We start from the raw sequence: 16591 nt of genomic DNA on the forward strand, positions 1-16591 counted from the left end.
CTTAGAAGAAGTCCGTGCCCGAACCGAAGCCTTTGATATTCATGAACATTAAACAGGAATTTAACACATAAATAGCGAATTATAGTATCACTGGGTTGAGCAATCGCATATTGCAACGTACCATGAACTTAGCAGCATAAATAAAATAAAGACAAGAAGAAAGAGGAGGAGATCATTCATGCAAACGCAAGAAAAAGAAACATTATTTAAAGAAGCAATGGGGAATTATCCAACCGGTGTAACTATCGTGACAACAAGTAATGAAAAAGAAGAACCAGTAGGACTAACCGTTAACTCCTTTGCATCCGTCTCCCTGTACCCGCTTTTGGTCCTTTGGTCGATTGACCACAAAGTGTCTTCCCTGGATGCCTTCAAAAAAGCAGATGGCTTCGCCGTTCATATTTTAGCCGGAGAACAGGAGGACCTTTGTAAAACCTTCGCCAGCAAAGACACCGACCGATTCGGCACATGCGAATGGGGCATTTCAAAGCACAACCTGCCGGTGATCGCCGACGCTTTCTCCGTCTTGGAATGCAAAACATTCAAGCAAGTAGAAGCAGGCGACCATACCATTTTGATCGGTGAAGTGCAGGATATTCAAATCAACAAAGACAAAGACCCAATGCTCTACCACCGCCGAAACTTCGGACCGATTCCAGCCGAATTTCATGCGAAGTAGAGTTGGATAAGGTGTGTGAGATCGCGGGCTGGAGAGTTCGCTGAATGCTCGATTTTCGCTGATAAGTGGACGAAAATTGATCGAATCACAAATTTTTCGCTCGTAACACAAAGGTGCCGCTCGATAAAAACGATAAGGGCCAGACCCCCGCAAGAATGTGGAGGGCCTGGCCTTTTTAGGTGTGGCGGTGAAGGTAAAGCGTGGTTGTGCATAAAGGAGTGGAAGTTGCGTATAAGTTTGGGAAAGTCGTGCATATACGCTCTGAAATTTTCGCATAAATTCCGGAAAGCAGTTCGAATTCAGAGAAGGCTGCATACTCATTAAATCAATATGTGTAGTGCCAGGCCCTGGAAAAGGGAAGATGATGCATCCTATGAAGTTGAGAAATGGTGCATAAATGAAGAAAAGTCCATCATAGGTCAGAGAAAGTCGTGCATATTTGATCCAAAGTAGCACATATCGTTTAGATCGTGGTGCAAATGCGTCAAAATTCTCATCATAATATGGAGGGCCAGACCCTGGAAAAAGAGGGGAAAGCTGAGCAAAAGTATCCGAAAGTACGTCATAAATTTAAAAAAGCAGCGCATACCCCCTGCCAATTAACGCATAAACCCTTCAAATGAAAGCATATTTGCTCCAAACTAACGATAAGCACGGCAACTCTTATCTCCAACTGACTGCAGGACCACCACAGCCATTTCTCCTTTAAACAGCAAAAAGCCAGACCCGCCATTTATGTGCGGGTCTGTTCCTTTTACATCGATCACTACTGTGTTTAGAACCAATACTCTACTGCGTTTTAAGAATTAGTAAGTTCTTTATTATACTTTTTTAAACGATCATAAAAAGCCTGACGGGAGATGCCTAACAATTGTATCGCTTTAGAACGATTATTATTTGCTCGTTGCAGAGCTTCTTTTATTAAAAAGATCTCCAGTTTTGCTTTATTTTCTTCTAAATCAAGAGAATCAGAGTTTTCCAAGAGGGTATGTGAATTTAATGCAGCTTCATTATTAGGTTCTTGATGCTTTTGTTGTATTCCAGTTGTCATGAGTGCAGGGAGGTCTTGTACTTGTATATTCTTTGATTCTGATAAAATGTAGCCGTGTTCCAACATACTTTTTAATTGGCGTACGTTTCCAGGCAATGGATGGTTAAGTATAAATTCCAAGCAATCCTGACTTATTTCTTTTTGGACTTCATATTTTTGGGCAAGCTGCTTCAAAAAATGATAGATTAATGCTTCTATATCCTTTTTTCTTTCACGTAAAGGAGGTATATAAAAAGAAGTTCCGGCAATGCGGTAAAACAAATCTTCTCGAAATGATTTATTTTCAATCATTTGAGACAAATCTCGATTAGTAGCGGTAATAACACGAACATCCAGCTTAATTGTTTTATTACTTCCAAGACGAACGACTTCCTGCTGCTGCAGCACCCGCAGTAATTTGGATTGAATAGAAAGATTCATCTCCCCGACTTCATCTAGGAAAATAGTTCCGCCTTCAGCTAGCTCAAATTTTCCTTTTCTGCCACGATGATGAGCTCCAGTGAACGATCCTTCCTCGTAGCCAAACAGTTCGCTTTCTGCCAGGGAATCTGGAATGGCAGCACAATTCACCGTAATAAAAGGTTTATCAGCTCTATGGGACAATTCATGAATTCCTCTGGCTATTAAATCTTTCCCAACCCCTGTCTCTCCATTTATTAGAACAGGAATTTCAGTGGGGGCGACTTTTGATATTTTTTCTAATTGATTATTCAGTGGACTGCCATTAGAGACAATAAAATCTTTGAAATTCTCTGATAAACTTTTCATGTTTTGCAAACTCTGATTTAAATAATCGACGTAATAATTAACATTCGATACAAATTCCTTCATTTCTTTTATATCTTGCTCGCCTTTATGAGTAGAGAGAGCCCCAATAATTTCGTTATCGATAAAAAGAGGAGAGGCATAAACAATGAATTGTTTGCCGGAAACATAACTGGGTTTATTGACTTGAGGTTCTTTCGTTTCTAAAGCTTTTAATAAAATAGAATTCGGAATTAATTGGGAAATAGGTTGTCCAATCCATTCGTTTCTATCTATTCCCATGTTTATCGCGGCATTATGATTAATGAAAACAAAATTCCCGTCATTATCAATAATTTTCACCCCGTCGTGGATGGTATCAAAAAGCTTGAAAAGAAAGGGCATTTTAAAATTCAACTCATTCAGTAAAGAATTCATTTCAAACCACCTCCCTAATTGTTTTAAAAAAATTGTCTATTTTCAGAATAGTTGTATGAAAAAAAGACAATTTTCTTATTGTTGTATCCAGTTATTTAGACACCCGCTCCCATATGTAAATGCTTACATTTTGGCATGGTACTTGCAATAATATAGAGTACAGTCGACAGAGGGCAGCATTTTATCTTCAGAGAAATATGGTCGACAACCCCAAGAAGGAGGTGAGATATAAAAAATAATGATAAGAATCAGACGGGAAGAGCCACTATATGAACAGATTTATCAGTCTCTAATTAAAGCAATCATAGCAGGAGAAATCGAATCAGGCAAGAGATTGACGGATACTGACGTAGCGTCCACGCTCGGAGTGAGCCGAAGCCCAGTTAGAGAAGCTTTTCGAAAGCTAGAAAGAGATGGATTGCTCGTTAATAAGGAGGGAGCTATCACCGTATTTGTTCCATCCTTGGAAGATGTGTTGGAACTATACCAGGTGAGAATGGGCTTAGAATCAGTAGCAGCCTATTGGTCTACAAAAAACATCACATCAGGACAAATAGAGAAATTGCAAGAAATACTCTTCTTAACAGAGGAGGCTATTGAAATGAACAACCCTTCTAACATTGTTAAATACAACACCCTATTTCATGAATCGATTGTTCTAATGAGTCAAAATAACCGTTTGAAAACAATGATGGATAATATCAGTTCCCTTATTAAATTATGCAGAAACACAATTATTAAGCAGCATAACCGGGGGGAAGGTTTTTTACAAGAACACTATGAAATCTTTCACGCAATTCAAATGAACGACTCTTCCTTAGCCGCTAAAAAAATGAAAGAGCACATATTAAACGATATGGAATATTTTAAATCTTTCTTTCTAGAAGAAAGAGCAGACAAAAAGTTAAATCTATAACCATAAGGAGGAAAAACAATTGACTACGGAATTGAAAAAAATATATGAAAATCCATTTACTGAGGTCAAGGACTTTAAAATGTTTATCAACAATGAGTGGGTGGATAGTGCAGCCGGAAGAACGTTTGAATCTTCTAATCCTTTTACGGGGAAAGTTTGGGCACGCGTGCCAGAGGGGGATGCAGAAGACATTGATTGGGCAGTAAGAGCAGCTAACGAAGCGTTCGAAAATGGCGAGTGGTCAGAAATGACAGGAAGCCAAAGAGGGGCTTTGCTTCGAAAGCTTGGAGATCTAATAACGGAAAATGCTGAAACATTAGCAATTAGTGAAGTTATCGATAATGGAAAACTAATTAAAGAGATGCTGGGACAAGTTAAGAGTTTAGCAGGATGGTGTTACTATTTTGCTGGATTTGCAGATAAAATTCACGGAGAAACGATTCCGGTTGAAGTACCGAATATGATCAATTACACAGTGCGTGAACCATTGGGAGTAGTAGGTGCCATCGTTCCTTGGAACTCCCCTTTACTATTAACACTGTGGAAACTTTGTCCAGCACTCGCAGCTGGAAACACGATTGTCATTAAACCATCAGAAGTAACTCCTGTTTCCCTGCTGGAGTTCTCTAAATTAGTGGAAGAAGCTGGTTTCCCTCCAGGAGTAGTTAATGTGGTCACAGGTTATGGAGAAACAGCTGGCGACGCTCTTGCAAAGCAACCAAAAGTGAGGAAAATTGCTTTTACAGGTTCTTCTGACACAGGAAGATTGGTTCTTAAAAACTCTGCAGAGCATTTTGCTAGAACGTCTTTAGAACTTGGGGGAAAATCACCAAATATTATATGTGAAGATGCCGACTTGTCAAACGCGGTTAATGGTGTGCTTGCTGGAATATTTGCTGCTACTGGTCAAACATGTATGGCTGGATCAAGAGTACTTATTCAAAGCTCCATTTATGATGAATTTGTGAAAGCCCTAGTAGAGCGTACAAACGAGATTCGATTAGGCGATCCATTAAATATGGATACAGAGATGGGCACAGTGGCGTTTAAAGGCCAGTATGAAAAAGTACTAAAATACATCGAAATTGGAAAAGAAGAAGGCGCGACTTTACTGGCTGGCGGAGAGAGGCCGAACGATGAAGAACTTAAAGATGGTTTATTTGTAAAGCCAACCATCTTTGGAGATGTAACAAATGATATGCGTATCGCTCAGGAAGAAATTTTTGGCCCAGTGGTTTGTCTGATTCGTTTTGAAACAGAAGAAGAGGCGATTAGAATTGCAAATGATACAGAATTTGGCCTTGCTTCGGCAGTATGGACAAAAGATGTACAAAAATCACATAGGATGGCTTCTAAAATTAAAGCGGGGACAGTGTGGATTAATAATTACCGTAAAGTGGCATACGGAGCTCCTTTTGGGGGCTACAAATCCAGTGGTATTGGAAGAGAAAATGGCTGGTACGTTATGGAAGAATATACCCAAGTGAAAAGTGTTTGGGTAGATACAGGAAATGTAATAACGGATCCATTTAAAATTTTGTGATAAAAAGGGGGATTGAGTAGAAAATGAACAGATTTGATTTATACAAAGAAGCGGGAAACCCGATGTTTAATGACAATAAACTTAAGTTAGGTGTGTTTGGGCCTAATGTAAACAACTCATGCTCTATGACACTAGCCGAAACAAACTTTGTTCCCGACTTCGAGACGAATAAAAAGCTTGCCATCATGATGGAAAATGCCGGATATGAATGTATGATTCCTGTGGCAAGATGGCGCGGTTTCGGGGGTCCGAGTAATTTTAATGGTAAATGTATGGAGACCTATACGTGGGCTGCTTCATTAGCTGCCATAACGAAAAAGATTTATCTATTTTGCACGTCTCACGTCCCTACGATGCACCCTATTGTCGCCTCTAAAATGATTTCTAGCATTGATGATATTTCAAAAGGAAGAATTGGTTTGAACATTGTAAATGGCTGGTTTCCTAAAGAGCTTGAAATGTTTGGCACGAACAATATGCCTCACGATAAACGATATCAATATACGACAGAATGGATAGAAGTCGTATTGCGCATGTGGTCTGAGCAATATTTCGATCACAACGGAAAATTTTTCACTATTAAAGACGGCTGGCAGGAGCCTAAACCAGTTCAAAACCCTCGCCCTGTATTAATCAATGCAGGTTCCTCTACAGCAGGTATGAATTTTGCAGCCCAATTTGCTGATTTCCACTTCTCTTTCCTTGAAACATATCAGCAAGGAAGAGAATGGACCAACCATATAAAGAAACTGGCTTGGGATAAATTCAAACGAGACATTAAAACATTTACGACAAGCTTTGTAGTCTGTCGACCAACGGAAAAAGAAGCTTGGGATTATTACAACTACTATGTGAGAGAAAAAGGGGATGAGGAAGTTACAGATATTATCTGCAGCCTTTTTAATATTGATGCTGCCTCTCAATCTAAAGAATTTATGAAAAATTTCCGTGAAAACTTTATTGCAGGCTGGGGCGGATGGGCCCTTGTCGGTACTCCAGAACAAGTAGCCGATAACTTAATAAAAATCTCTGAATCTGGTATTTCTGGTACGTTGCTTTCCTTTGTTGATTATCTGGAAGAAATGCCTTACTTCAACGAAAATGTTATTCCTTTGCTGGAACAAGCAGGAGTCCGAAAACCTGTTGACCAAAAAGGATCTATTGAAACGGGTGTTGCTCCAACTATCAAGGAAGAAACAAAAGAGGTAGCTCTTAAGTAAAGAAAAAATATAAATGAGGGGGAAAAGAAATGGATAAATGGATTCTATATGGAAAATCTGGTAACCCGAGTGTTGACACAAGTAAAGCTTTCTTACAAAACCACGGTATTCCCTTTGAAAACCGCAGTATTTATCAGCTTACTTATGAAGAAATTAAAAAAATGGCAGCTATTGTTTCGGGAGGGGCGAAGTCGATTACCTATCCCACAGCCTTTTCCTATTCCTTAATCAATCCACAACGCTCATCAGACGCTGAATTAATAAACGAGATACAACATGGAAACATGTCAGAAGAAGAGATCATCAACTGCCTGGCGATGCATCCTTATCTTGTAATTACTCCTATTATAACGAACTTTCAAGAGATTATTATTGGGTACCAATATCAAAAAATGATGGATACCTTCCGTTTTGTCAAAGTAAAAGATGTCACTATGGCTTAACTTTTAGGAGGATAAAAATGAATAGATTCGATATGTTTCGTGAAGCAGGCAATCCTATGTTTAATGATAATAAATTAAAATTGGGCATTTTCGGACCAAACGTCAGCAATTCTTGTTCAATGACGGTAGCGGACACCACCTTTAAATCCGACTTTGAAACAAATGTGAAAATAGCACAAATGATGGAGCAAAATGGATATGAATGTATCGTTCCAGTAGCACGGTGGAGAGGGTTTGGAGGACCGAGCAATTTTAATGGGAATTGTATGGAAGCGTATACATGGGCAGCGGCCATTGCAGCCGTAACAGAAAAAATTTATCTCTTTTGTACCTCTCACGTACCGACGATGCATCCTATCGTTGCTTCTAAAATGTTATCCACCATTGATGACATTTCAAATGGAAGGATTGGGTTAAATACTGTCGTAGGATGGTTTCCAAAAGAAATGGAAATGTTTAACGGTAAAAAAATGGATCATGAAAAAGGCTACCGTTATGCGACCGAATGGCTCGAAGTTGTATTACGCATGTGGTCCGAGCAGTATTTTGACCATAAAGGAGAGTTTTTCGAGATAAAGGACGGCTGGCAGGAGCCGAAACCGTCTCAAAATCCTCGTCCCGTTTTAATTAGTGCAGGTACGTCTCCAAGAGGAAGAAACTTTGCTGCTAAATACACGGACTTTAATTTCGGCTATATAGAATCAATGGAACAAGCTGCGGAGTGGACAAATTATATAAAGAAATTAGCTTGGGAAGAATATAAACGGGAAATTAATACGTTTACCACTGGTTTTGTGGTGTGCCGGCCAACGGAAAAAGAAGCAAATGAATTTTACGATTATTATGTGAGAGAACAGGGAGACTGGGAAGTAGCCAACATTATTTGTGATATGTTTGGCATCGAGTCCGGTTCTCATTCTCAAGAATATTTAAAGAAAGCTAGAGAAAAATTTATTGCGGGCTGGGGCGGATGGCCGCTTGTTGGTACACCGGAACAAGTTGCTCAAAAACTAATTGATATTTCCAACGCCGGTGTGTCTGGAAGTCTGGTCTCGTTTTTAGATTATGAACAAGAGATGCCTTATTTTAACGAAAATGTGCTCCCTTTATTGGAACAAGCCGGGGTTAGAAACCCTGTTAAAGAAACACCAGATAAAAATAAGTCTTCCAAAACTGCCAATCTAGTAGGGTGAAAAATATGGGAAAGGAACGATTATAATGGATCAGCGCATTTTATACGGAAAGTCCGGAAATTCCAGTTATGAAGTGACCAAAGCCTGGTTAAAAAACCATGGCATCCCTTGTAAAAATACAAGTGTTTATCAAATTACAAAAGAAGAGATTGAAAGATTGGCTAGTATTGCTCCTGGCGGGGCAAAAGCTATCGTTTATCCAGATGAGTTTTCTTTTGCCTTAATTAATCCTCAAAAAGCGGCAGACGATCACTTTATTACAAGAATTCAGGCAGGAGAGTTACCGGAAGAAGAAATAATCAGCCTGATCAATCAGCACCCTCACCTCATGATTACTCCTATCCTGGTTGATAATGATGATGTAATAATTGGTTATGACTATGAAAAGCTGGTAGAGTCGATGCGTTTTGTAAAAGTGAAAGATGTAAAAATGGCTTAATTATAAATTTATCATTTGCAGGGAGGGTTACGTAATGAAGATAGTCGGCGTGTGTGGAAGCTCGGCTTCAAGCAGGCGTACCAGTGCGTTAATTCAGCAAACATTAGCTGCTGCCGAAACGTATAGCAGTGACGTAACAACTGATATCATTTATTTGTCCCAAGTGACATTGGACTTTTGTGATGGACGCCCTGTGGAAGAATATAGTCCAGAGACGCAGCAAGTTCTGAACAAAATAAATGAAGCAGATGCCTATATATTCGGTTCCCCGATGTACCGGGGGATGATGACAGGAGCATTAAAGAACCTGATGGATCTCATTCCAAATGACCATTTAAAAGGAAAAGCGGCAGGATTGGTCGCAACAGGCGGAAGTGATCACCACTACCTCGGTATGGATTTAGGGTTTCGAACCATTATGGGATTTTTTCAAATGTATACACTTCCAGGGGTGCTGTATCAGGCAAAATTTTCGGTAGAGAATGGAACTATTATGGAAGAAAAAGTGCGAAATCAAGCCCGCCAATTTGGACTGGACCTGGCAGAGCTTGCAAAACGAACAGAGGGAAAAGTATTGGGGCCTTCTCTCTATTAAAATAGTATAAGGTGCTTGCTTGATAAAAAGGTGACGTGATTGGGGCGATCGTTCAGCAAAGCATCGTCCCTTTCCCCTCTCCCTTAGTAACTGAAACGCTGAAAAGGGGGAGCAAGATGATTACAGAAATAAGAGATTTAACCATCGCGAAGAGTCCTGTTATTTTATATGATGATTTAAATAATAATGTGGCCTATTTGATGGAGAACGCAGAATATGCGACCGGTGAGTCCGTCAATTTCATGACATTTGCTGGAAAAGGTCTCATTTATGTTTGCATCACCAAAGAAAAAGCTAAAGAACTGCATTTATCTTGTATGTCAGGAAGTGTTCCTGACGATAACAAAAAATTTACTGTATCCGTAGATTATAAAACGTCGACAACAGGAATTTCTGCCTTTGAAAGAGCCGAAACGATCAGGGCTTTTACCCAATATTATGTTCAACCTAATGATTTTAAGCGGCCAGGCCATATTTTCCCCCTGATTAGTACAGGTGACGTCTTTAAAAACCCGGGAGTCGCAGAAATAGCATGTGCCCTGCAAGAAATAAAATCATTATCACCTGTGGCTTATGTTTGCGAAATATTAAATGAAAAAGGAGAAATTGCAAGCAAAGAAGAGGTGGAGAAACAGTTTAACCTCCCAATGATTACTTTTAACGAAGTGGTTCAATTTCAATATGAAAAGAAAGAATGGCTTCAGGTATTACACCGTCAAGAAATAGGTGATACCAAGGTATACACAGTCATTGATACATTATTCGAACAAGAAATGAAAATATATACCAGAGCAGGCAAGATAAGATCGAAGAAAATAGTATTTTATGAAGAATGCCAGTCTGGTGACGTTTTAGGAGTAAATCAGTGCCATTGCAGGTCTCATTTTAAAGACTATTATAAAAAGCTTATTGATAAAGAAATAGACGGAATTGTTTTTAAGCAAAAACTCCAAAAGCGTCCTACATCTCCGTTTCTGGCTTATCCAGTGAAAAGTAAATTAATAACAAGGCAGGTAAAGGCTTTAATTGAAGATTTGTACCAAGCTCAGCATATTTACTTCGAAGAATTGGAAATGAGGTTGATCTGATGAGTCGTGATGTCATACATTTACCAGATTTGCTGTTTGTACAGTACTGCCAAGAGACATATGGTTTGAACAGAGGTGTCTATAATAGAGTCGACATATGGTTTTATCAGCAGGACGTGAAAAATGTAATAGAACGGCGAAGATATATATTAGATTTTTTAATATTTTTGTTATCTTCTTTAGACAATGATTGGGAGCGTTCGAGAATAAAAATAGGAAAAGGAAATCTTGTTCATCTATTAAATCAATATTGGAAAAAAAAGGATAAATCGGTAAGTTGAATGGAAAGGGGGATGAAAAATGAAAGACAAAGCACTAAAAGGATTGAAGGTTTTAGAAATGGGCCAATTGATTGCAGGACCTTCAGCGGGGCGCCTTCTTGCAGAATTCGGAGCGGAAGTTATTAAGATAGAGAGCCCGGTGAAAGGTGATCCCATTCGTAACTGGAGAATAGTAAAAGACGAAACGAGTTTGTGGTGGTATGTACAGGCACGAAATAAAAAGTCTGTAGCGGTCGATTTAAAAAAAGAAGAAGGCCAGTTCATCATAAAGAAGCTTGTAAAGGAAATCGATGTAATTATAGAAAATTTTCGTCCAGGAAAAATGGAGGAATGGGGTCTCGGGTACGAGCAATTAAAAGAAATAAATCCATCTATTATTATGATCAGAGTATCTGGATACGGCCAGAACGGTCCTTATGTAGACAAACCGGGTTTTGGATCTATTGGGGAAGCTATGGGAGGGCTGCGCTATATAACAGGTTATCCTGATCGCCCCCCAACTAGAGTAGGATGCAGTATAGGAGATTCCATCAGTTCTCTCTATGCAGTCATCGGCGCATTAATGGCAGTCCATTACCGTGATGCCCAAGACACACATAAAGGACAGGTTGTAGATGTGGCCCTTTATGAATCAGTATTTAGTCTGATGGAAAGTATGCTGCCGGAATACGATTATGCAGGGGTAATCAGAGAACGTACAGGAAGTACACTGCCAGGTATTACACCTTCTAATTTATATAAATGCAAAGATAGAAAATTTGTGGTGATTGGTGCTAATGGAGATGGTATTTTTAAGCGTTTAATGCATGCTATTGGCCGTCCGGAATTTGCAGAAGATATACGTTTTAAAAATAATGCAAGCCGAACCGAACATGCAGAATTTTTAGATGATGTGATTGAAGAATGGACAAGAAAATATACGTTAGAAGAAGCACTGGCCATTCTTGATAAAGCTAATGTGCCGGCTGGACCAATTTATTCTATTGCAGATATTGTAAAAGATCCACATTATCAAGCAAGAGAAATGATTCGTGAAGTTCATATTGAAGGAATTGGCCCCCTAAAAGTCCCCGGGATTGTTCCTAAGCTAAGTGAAACCCCAGGAGATATTGACTGGAGCGGCCCAAGTCTTGGAGAACATACGGAAGAAATTCTGTCTCGTTATTTGCATTTATCGGAAAATGAGGTCCGGGAGCTTAACGAAAAAGAAATAATTGAAGTTCCTGTGTCGACAGCATACAAAAAGTAGCAGGCAGGTGAATGAGAATATGCAAACGATCTATAGAACGGAGGTACAAAATGGGTAAAACCTTATACGAAAAGCTTTGGGAGAGCCATATGGTGCATGATAAGGAAGAAACGTCTCCATTATTATACATTGATCTTCATTTATTAAATGAAGTCATGTCTCCTCAGGCATTTGAAGGGATACGTCTTCGAAACAGAAAAGTAAGAAAACCGGAACTCACCTTTGCGACGACAGACCATAACGTTCCCACCACAGAACGATCTTTTCCATTCGAAGATCCGATTGCAGAGAAACAAGTGAAAATACTTATTGAAAATTGCCAAGATTCCGGCATAACGGTCTATGATTTAGACCATGAATACAATGGCATTGTTCATATTATCGGGCCAGAACTAGGCTTGACAGTTCCAGGGAAAACAATTGTATGCGGAGACAGCCATACATCTACTCACGGCGCATTTGGAACTCTTGCATTTGGAATAGGAACCAGTGAAATCGAGCATGTACTGGCTACCCAAACGATTCCTCAAAAAAAATCAAAGACCATGCAAGTGAACGTGTCAGGCGAAATGCCGGAGTTTGTGACGGCAAAAGATGTAATTTTAGCGTTAATCGGCAAAATTGGCAACGATGGTGGAACAGGATACGCCATAGAATTTACTGGAGAAGTCATCCGCACCATGTCTATGGAAGAACGCATGACTATATGTAATATGGCCATAGAAGCAGGAGCCAGAACAGGAATTATAGCACCAGATGAGAAGACATTTGAGTATGTAAAAGGACGTCCGTATTCTCCTCAGGGAAAAGAATGGGATGAAGCGCTTGCCTATTGGCAGACTCTTCAAAGTGATCCCGATGCCCAATTTGATAGAATAGTTGAATTGGACCCAAGTGATTTGGCTCCGCTGGTGACGTGGGGCACGAATCCTAGCATGGTGGTAAAAGTGACTGATTGTGTGCCGGATCCAAGAGACTTTAAAGATCCGGTACACAGAAAAGCTGCGGAAGACGCTCTTCTATATATGGGCCTCGAAGCGGGAACTTCAATTGAAGACATCCACATAGATCGCGTATTTATTGGTTCGTGCACTAACGCTAGAATAGAAGATTTACGGGAAGCGGCAGACTTTATAAGCACAAGCAATAAAAAAGTTTCGGATGGTATCCAGGCTTTAGTAGTCCCAGGGTCATATCAGGTAAAAAAACAGGCAGAACAAGAAGGGCTGCATAACGTTTTTCTAGCAGCAGGGTTTGAATGGCGTGAAGCTGGCTGCAGCATGTGTTTGGGAATGAATCCTGATATGCTTCAGCCGGAGGAACGCTGTGCTTCTACCTCCAATCGCAATTTTGAAGGGCGCCAGGGGCGTAAAGGCCGCACCCATTTGGTCAGTCCTTTAATGGCAGCGGCTGCTGCATTGGAAGGTCACTTTGTCGATATCCGAACATGGAACCCGGTGAAAGAAGAGGTGACTTCATGAAAACGTTAAGCACTCATAAAGGGCAGGTAATGCCCCTTAATCGTGTCAACGTAGACACCGATGCAATCCTTCCAAAACAATTTTTAAAAAGAGTAGAACGAACAGGCTACGAGAAATTTCTGTTTCATGATTGGCGCTATGACGACAATGGCGAAGAAAATGAAAACTTTGTATTAAACGACCCGCGCTATAAAGGAGCCAGCATATTACTCGGCCGTGATAATTTTGGCTCCGGATCTTCCAGGGAACACGCCCCCTGGGCTCTTGAAGACTTTGGATTTAGAGTCCTTATAGCACCATCCTTTGCAGAAATTTTTTATAATAATTGTTTTAAAAATGGCATATTGCCAATTGTGCTAAAAAAAGAGGAAGTAGAGGTGCTTTTTGAAAAAGCATTTAATATAGATAGCTATTCACTCCAGGTAGATGTTAAACAGCAGACTATCCGTGATGATGATCAGTTAATCTATCACTTTGATCTCGAAGATTCTCAACAAGAAAGACTATTAAAAGGAATGGATGACATTGAAATCACCATGAAAATGGATTCGGAAATTGCTAAGTTTGAGAAAGAAAGAAGATCATGGCTTACACCTAAACGAGCATAGAAAAAGGAGAGGATAACATGCAAACGCAAGAGAAAGAAATGTTATTTAAAGAAGCAATGGGGAATTATCCTACCGGAGTAACTGTCGTGACCACGAGTAATGAAAAAGGAGAACCAGTAGGATTAACCGTTAACTCCTTTGCATCCGTCTCCCTGGACCCGCTTTTGGTCCTTTGGTCGATTGACCACAAAGTGTCTTCCCTGGATGCCTTCAAAAAAGCAGACCGCTTCGCCGTTCATATATTAGCCGGAGAACAGCAGGACCTTTGTAAAACCTTTGCCAGCAAGGATACCGACCGATTTGGAACATGTGAATGGAGCATCTCCGAACACAATCTACCTGTTATTGCCGACGCATTCTCTGTCTTGCAATGCAAGACGTTCAAGCAGGTAGAGGCAGGCGACCACACCATTTTGATCGGTGAAGTTCAGGATATTCAAATCAACAAAGACAAAGACCCAATGCTCTACCACCGCCGAAACTTCGGACCGATTCCAGCCAAATTTTACGGAAAATAGAGTATAAACTCAAGGGCCGGACCCTCCGCAGGAATGCAGAGGGTCTGGCTTTTTTTGTGCTTGTTTGGTGTTTAGAATTCGCTGATAAATGGCTTGATTTCGCTCGAAACGACAACTTTTTAGTTCGTACCGACAAAATTTTCGCTAATCATAGAGGGAAGCCGCTGATACATTTCTACTAAGTATATAGTTTTGTCTGTTGCTCTAGTGAAATGTGTGGGGCCAGACCCCGGGATAGAATGGTGAGTTTCTTTCCTAGATAAATCGGAGAAAGTCCAAACCAGTGCATTCATCCAAAAAAGCAGTTCAAACTCTCTCCAAGGCACCCTTAAATCCAAACCACAGCACCACCCCTCCAAAGCACTCCACCCAATACAAAAAAAGAGCACCCGCCGCAAACCAGGCGAGCACTCTCCACCCTAAATCCATCAAGCTTCCACAGTCTGAGAGGCAGGGCCTGCTTTCATGACCATGCCTTCGAGCGTTTTCTCCATCCAGCCTTCGAGCTGCTGCGCGGTCTCAACCATCTTCTCCAACTCCACACCAGTCGCCGCGCCCATCTCCTGAAACATGTGAATCATATCCTCGGAACACACATTGCCGACCGCTTTCGGCGCGAACGGGCAGCCGCCGAGTCCGCCGATGGAGGCGTCAAAGCGCGTCACGCCGGCTTCATATCCAGCAAGCACATTCGCAAGCCCGAGTCCGCGCGTGTTATGAAAATGCAGCCCTAATGGAAGCTCCTCTCCAAATCGCTCCCGGAAAGCGCCAACCATCTCACGCACCTGCACGGGGTTTGCCATCCCGGTTGTATCGGCCAGCACGATTTCAGAGGCGCCGGCTTCTACAAACGAATCAGCTGCTTTAAACACAGCATCCGGTTCGACTTTTCCTTGATACGGACAGCCAAACGAAGTCGCGAGTACAGCAGTGACCGGCCGGCCAGCGCCCACGGACTCTTGAATCACGCCGCTCAACTCCCGCACTCCTTCTTCCACCGTGCGCCGCGCGTTTTTCAAATTAAACGTATCACTTGTTGCAGCGGCAACATGCAAGCGGTCAACCTTTGTCTTCAGCGCCCGGTCCAAACCCGAGCGGCTCAGCACCAACCCGGCAATTTCCGCATCCACGGAGCCGAGCTCAGCCAATACGTCTTCCGCATCCGCCATTTGCGGAACTACCTTTGGATTCACAAATGAAACGGCTTCCACCTTACGAACACCTGCATCAATCAAACGTTTGATTAAATCCACTTTCTTCTCCATAGAAACATGCTTTTTCTCATTTTGCAGCCCATCGCGCGGGCCGACTTCACAAAGATGGATCATGATCCGTTCCTCCTTCATAATGATGGAGCACATAATCCCTTCCGCGAAAAATATGTTCATGCATTGCCGTTTTCGCACGGTCCGCGTCTTTTTCCTCAATCGCTTGGGCAATCGTTTGGTGCATCTGAAACGACTGCTGAAGATCCGCTTCACCAAACCAATAAAACGAGCGGAACACTAGCGGCAGCACGACCACCTTATCAATCAGATCCCGCACATGCTCATTGCGGCTTGCCCGCACCACTCCATCGTGAAAACGGCGGTTCGCTTCAACAATCGCCTTATTACGATCGATATCCTTATTTCCTTGCCCCAGCGCTTTTTCATATTCATGATTCGCTTCATGAATAACCTCAATATCTTCGGCTTTACGATTCAAAGCCGCCTGCCCGGCTGCATAGCTCTCAAGCAAAGCCCGCAAATCATAAACCTGACGCAAATCCTCTTTAGAAAAAGTACGCACAATAAACCCGCGCTTTAACGAAGTAATCAACCCATCAAACTCCAGCTTTTTTAATGCCTCGCGGATAGGGGTCCGGCTTACATTCCAATCTTTCGTCAACGCTTCTTCCGTTAACCGGTAACCAGAAGAATAATCTCCAATAATAATGGCATTTTTAATACTCTCGTACACTCCCACAAACAACACCTCAACTACATTGTATACAATAAAAAAGAATGACACAAAAAGTCCCGATTTAACAAGGAAAAGCGTTAAAAATAAAATGACAAATACATCCTTTTAATGTATACAAATAGAAACAAAAATGAAGCAGC

Annotated in this window: 18 protein-coding genes; 14 read left to right on the top strand and 4 right to left on the bottom strand. The window is 41.2% G+C overall.

Annotation, left to right across the window (positions count from 1 at the left end; all coding sequences use genetic code 11):
* The first annotated feature begins 178 nt into the window (after positions 1 to 178).
* Complete coding sequence (locus ACE1TI_RS08385) at positions 179 to 679, top strand: flavin reductase family protein (protein WP_375007132.1); 501 nt, start codon at positions 179 to 181, stop codon at positions 677 to 679.
* A 641-nt stretch (positions 680 to 1320) separates the two neighbouring features.
* Here the strand turns inward: ACE1TI_RS08385 and ACE1TI_RS08390 are convergent.
* Both ACE1TI_RS08390 and ACE1TI_RS08395 read right to left on the bottom strand, forming a co-directional pair.
* The gene (locus ACE1TI_RS08390) at positions 1321 to 1464 is read right to left on the bottom strand and encodes a hypothetical protein (RefSeq protein WP_375007133.1); all 144 of its coding nucleotides are present in this window, start codon (positions 1462 to 1464) and stop codon (positions 1321 to 1323) included.
* Positions 1465 to 1478: 14 nt separating this feature from the next.
* The gene (locus ACE1TI_RS08395) at positions 1479 to 2912 is read right to left on the bottom strand and encodes a sigma-54 interaction domain-containing protein (RefSeq protein WP_375007134.1); all 1434 of its coding nucleotides are present in this window, start codon (positions 2910 to 2912) and stop codon (positions 1479 to 1481) included.
* 238 nt (positions 2913 to 3150) lie between these two features.
* Here ACE1TI_RS08395 and ACE1TI_RS08400 point away from each other — a divergent pair, with 238 nt between their 5' ends.
* The 13 genes from ACE1TI_RS08400 (at position 3151) to ACE1TI_RS08460 (ending at position 14486) form a co-directional block, all read left to right on the top strand.
* Complete coding sequence (locus ACE1TI_RS08400; protein WP_375007135.1) at positions 3151 to 3828, top strand: GntR family transcriptional regulator; 678 nt, start codon at positions 3151 to 3153, stop codon at positions 3826 to 3828.
* Positions 3829 to 3907: 79 nt separating this feature from the next.
* A complete protein-coding gene (locus ACE1TI_RS08405) occupies positions 3908 to 5371 on the top strand; it encodes an aldehyde dehydrogenase (protein WP_375007214.1) in 1464 nt (487 codons plus the stop codon).
* A 23-nt stretch (positions 5372 to 5394) separates the two neighbouring features.
* On the top strand, positions 5395 to 6591 hold the full coding sequence (locus ACE1TI_RS08410; protein ID WP_375007136.1) for an LLM class flavin-dependent oxidoreductase: 1197 nt from the start codon (positions 5395 to 5397) through the stop codon (positions 6589 to 6591).
* A gap of 29 nt (positions 6592 to 6620) precedes the next feature.
* Positions 6621 to 7034: a thioredoxin domain-containing protein gene (locus ACE1TI_RS08415; protein ID WP_375007137.1), complete on the top strand. Its 414-nt coding sequence runs from the start codon at positions 6621 to 6623 to the stop codon at positions 7032 to 7034.
* A 17-nt stretch (positions 7035 to 7051) separates the two neighbouring features.
* The gene (locus ACE1TI_RS08420) at positions 7052 to 8227 is read left to right on the top strand and encodes an LLM class flavin-dependent oxidoreductase (protein ID WP_375007138.1); all 1176 of its coding nucleotides are present in this window, start codon (positions 7052 to 7054) and stop codon (positions 8225 to 8227) included.
* Positions 8228 to 8252: 25 nt separating this feature from the next.
* Positions 8253 to 8666, top strand: coding sequence for an ArsC/Spx/MgsR family protein (locus ACE1TI_RS08425; protein WP_375007139.1), 414 nt, complete (start codon positions 8253 to 8255; stop codon positions 8664 to 8666).
* 34 nt (positions 8667 to 8700) lie between these two features.
* Positions 8701 to 9261 carry an NADPH-dependent FMN reductase gene (locus ACE1TI_RS08430; protein ID WP_375007140.1) on the top strand — a complete coding sequence of 187 codons (561 nt, stop codon included), beginning with the start codon at positions 8701 to 8703 and terminating at the stop codon, positions 9259 to 9261.
* 116 nt (positions 9262 to 9377) lie between these two features.
* Entirely contained in the window at positions 9378 to 10349 is a 972-nt protein-coding gene (locus tag ACE1TI_RS08435) for a 3,4-dihydroxy-2-butanone-4-phosphate synthase (protein WP_375007141.1), read from the top strand.
* Positions 10349 to 10630 carry a hypothetical protein gene (locus ACE1TI_RS08440; RefSeq protein WP_375007142.1) on the top strand — a complete coding sequence of 94 codons (282 nt, stop codon included), beginning with the start codon at positions 10349 to 10351 and terminating at the stop codon, positions 10628 to 10630. Before ACE1TI_RS08435 ends, ACE1TI_RS08440 begins: the two co-directional genes overlap by 1 nt.
* Before the next feature lie 19 nt (positions 10631 to 10649).
* Positions 10650 to 11879 carry a CaiB/BaiF CoA transferase family protein gene (locus ACE1TI_RS08445; RefSeq protein ID WP_375007143.1) on the top strand — a complete coding sequence of 410 codons (1230 nt, stop codon included), beginning with the start codon at positions 10650 to 10652 and terminating at the stop codon, positions 11877 to 11879.
* 50 nt (positions 11880 to 11929) lie between these two features.
* The gene (gene leuC, locus ACE1TI_RS08450) at positions 11930 to 13360 is read left to right on the top strand and encodes a 3-isopropylmalate dehydratase large subunit (RefSeq protein WP_375007144.1); all 1431 of its coding nucleotides are present in this window, start codon (positions 11930 to 11932) and stop codon (positions 13358 to 13360) included.
* On the top strand, positions 13357 to 13968 hold the full coding sequence (leuD, locus tag ACE1TI_RS08455; RefSeq protein WP_375007145.1) for a 3-isopropylmalate dehydratase small subunit: 612 nt from the start codon (positions 13357 to 13359) through the stop codon (positions 13966 to 13968). Before leuC ends, leuD begins: the two co-directional genes overlap by 4 nt.
* A 17-nt stretch (positions 13969 to 13985) precedes the next feature.
* Positions 13986 to 14486, top strand: coding sequence for a flavin reductase family protein (locus tag ACE1TI_RS08460; RefSeq protein WP_375007146.1), 501 nt, complete (start codon positions 13986 to 13988; stop codon positions 14484 to 14486).
* Between the two features lie 428 nt (positions 14487 to 14914).
* Here the strand turns inward: ACE1TI_RS08460 and ACE1TI_RS08465 are convergent, their stop codons facing one another.
* Together ACE1TI_RS08465 and ACE1TI_RS08470 are read right to left on the bottom strand one after the other, a co-directional pair.
* Positions 14915 to 15814, bottom strand: coding sequence for a hydroxymethylglutaryl-CoA lyase (locus ACE1TI_RS08465; protein ID WP_375007147.1), 900 nt, complete (start codon positions 15812 to 15814; stop codon positions 14915 to 14917).
* A complete protein-coding gene (locus tag ACE1TI_RS08470; RefSeq protein ID WP_375007148.1) occupies positions 15798 to 16454 on the bottom strand; it encodes a GntR family transcriptional regulator in 657 nt (218 codons plus the stop codon). Before ACE1TI_RS08470 ends, ACE1TI_RS08465 begins: the two co-directional genes overlap by 17 nt.
* Positions 16455 to 16591: the final 137 nt, after the last annotated feature.

Source organism: Alteribacillus sp. JSM 102045, assembly GCF_041949975.1.
In the GTDB taxonomy this organism is placed as follows: domain Bacteria; phylum Bacillota; class Bacilli; order Bacillales; family Marinococcaceae; genus Alteribacillus.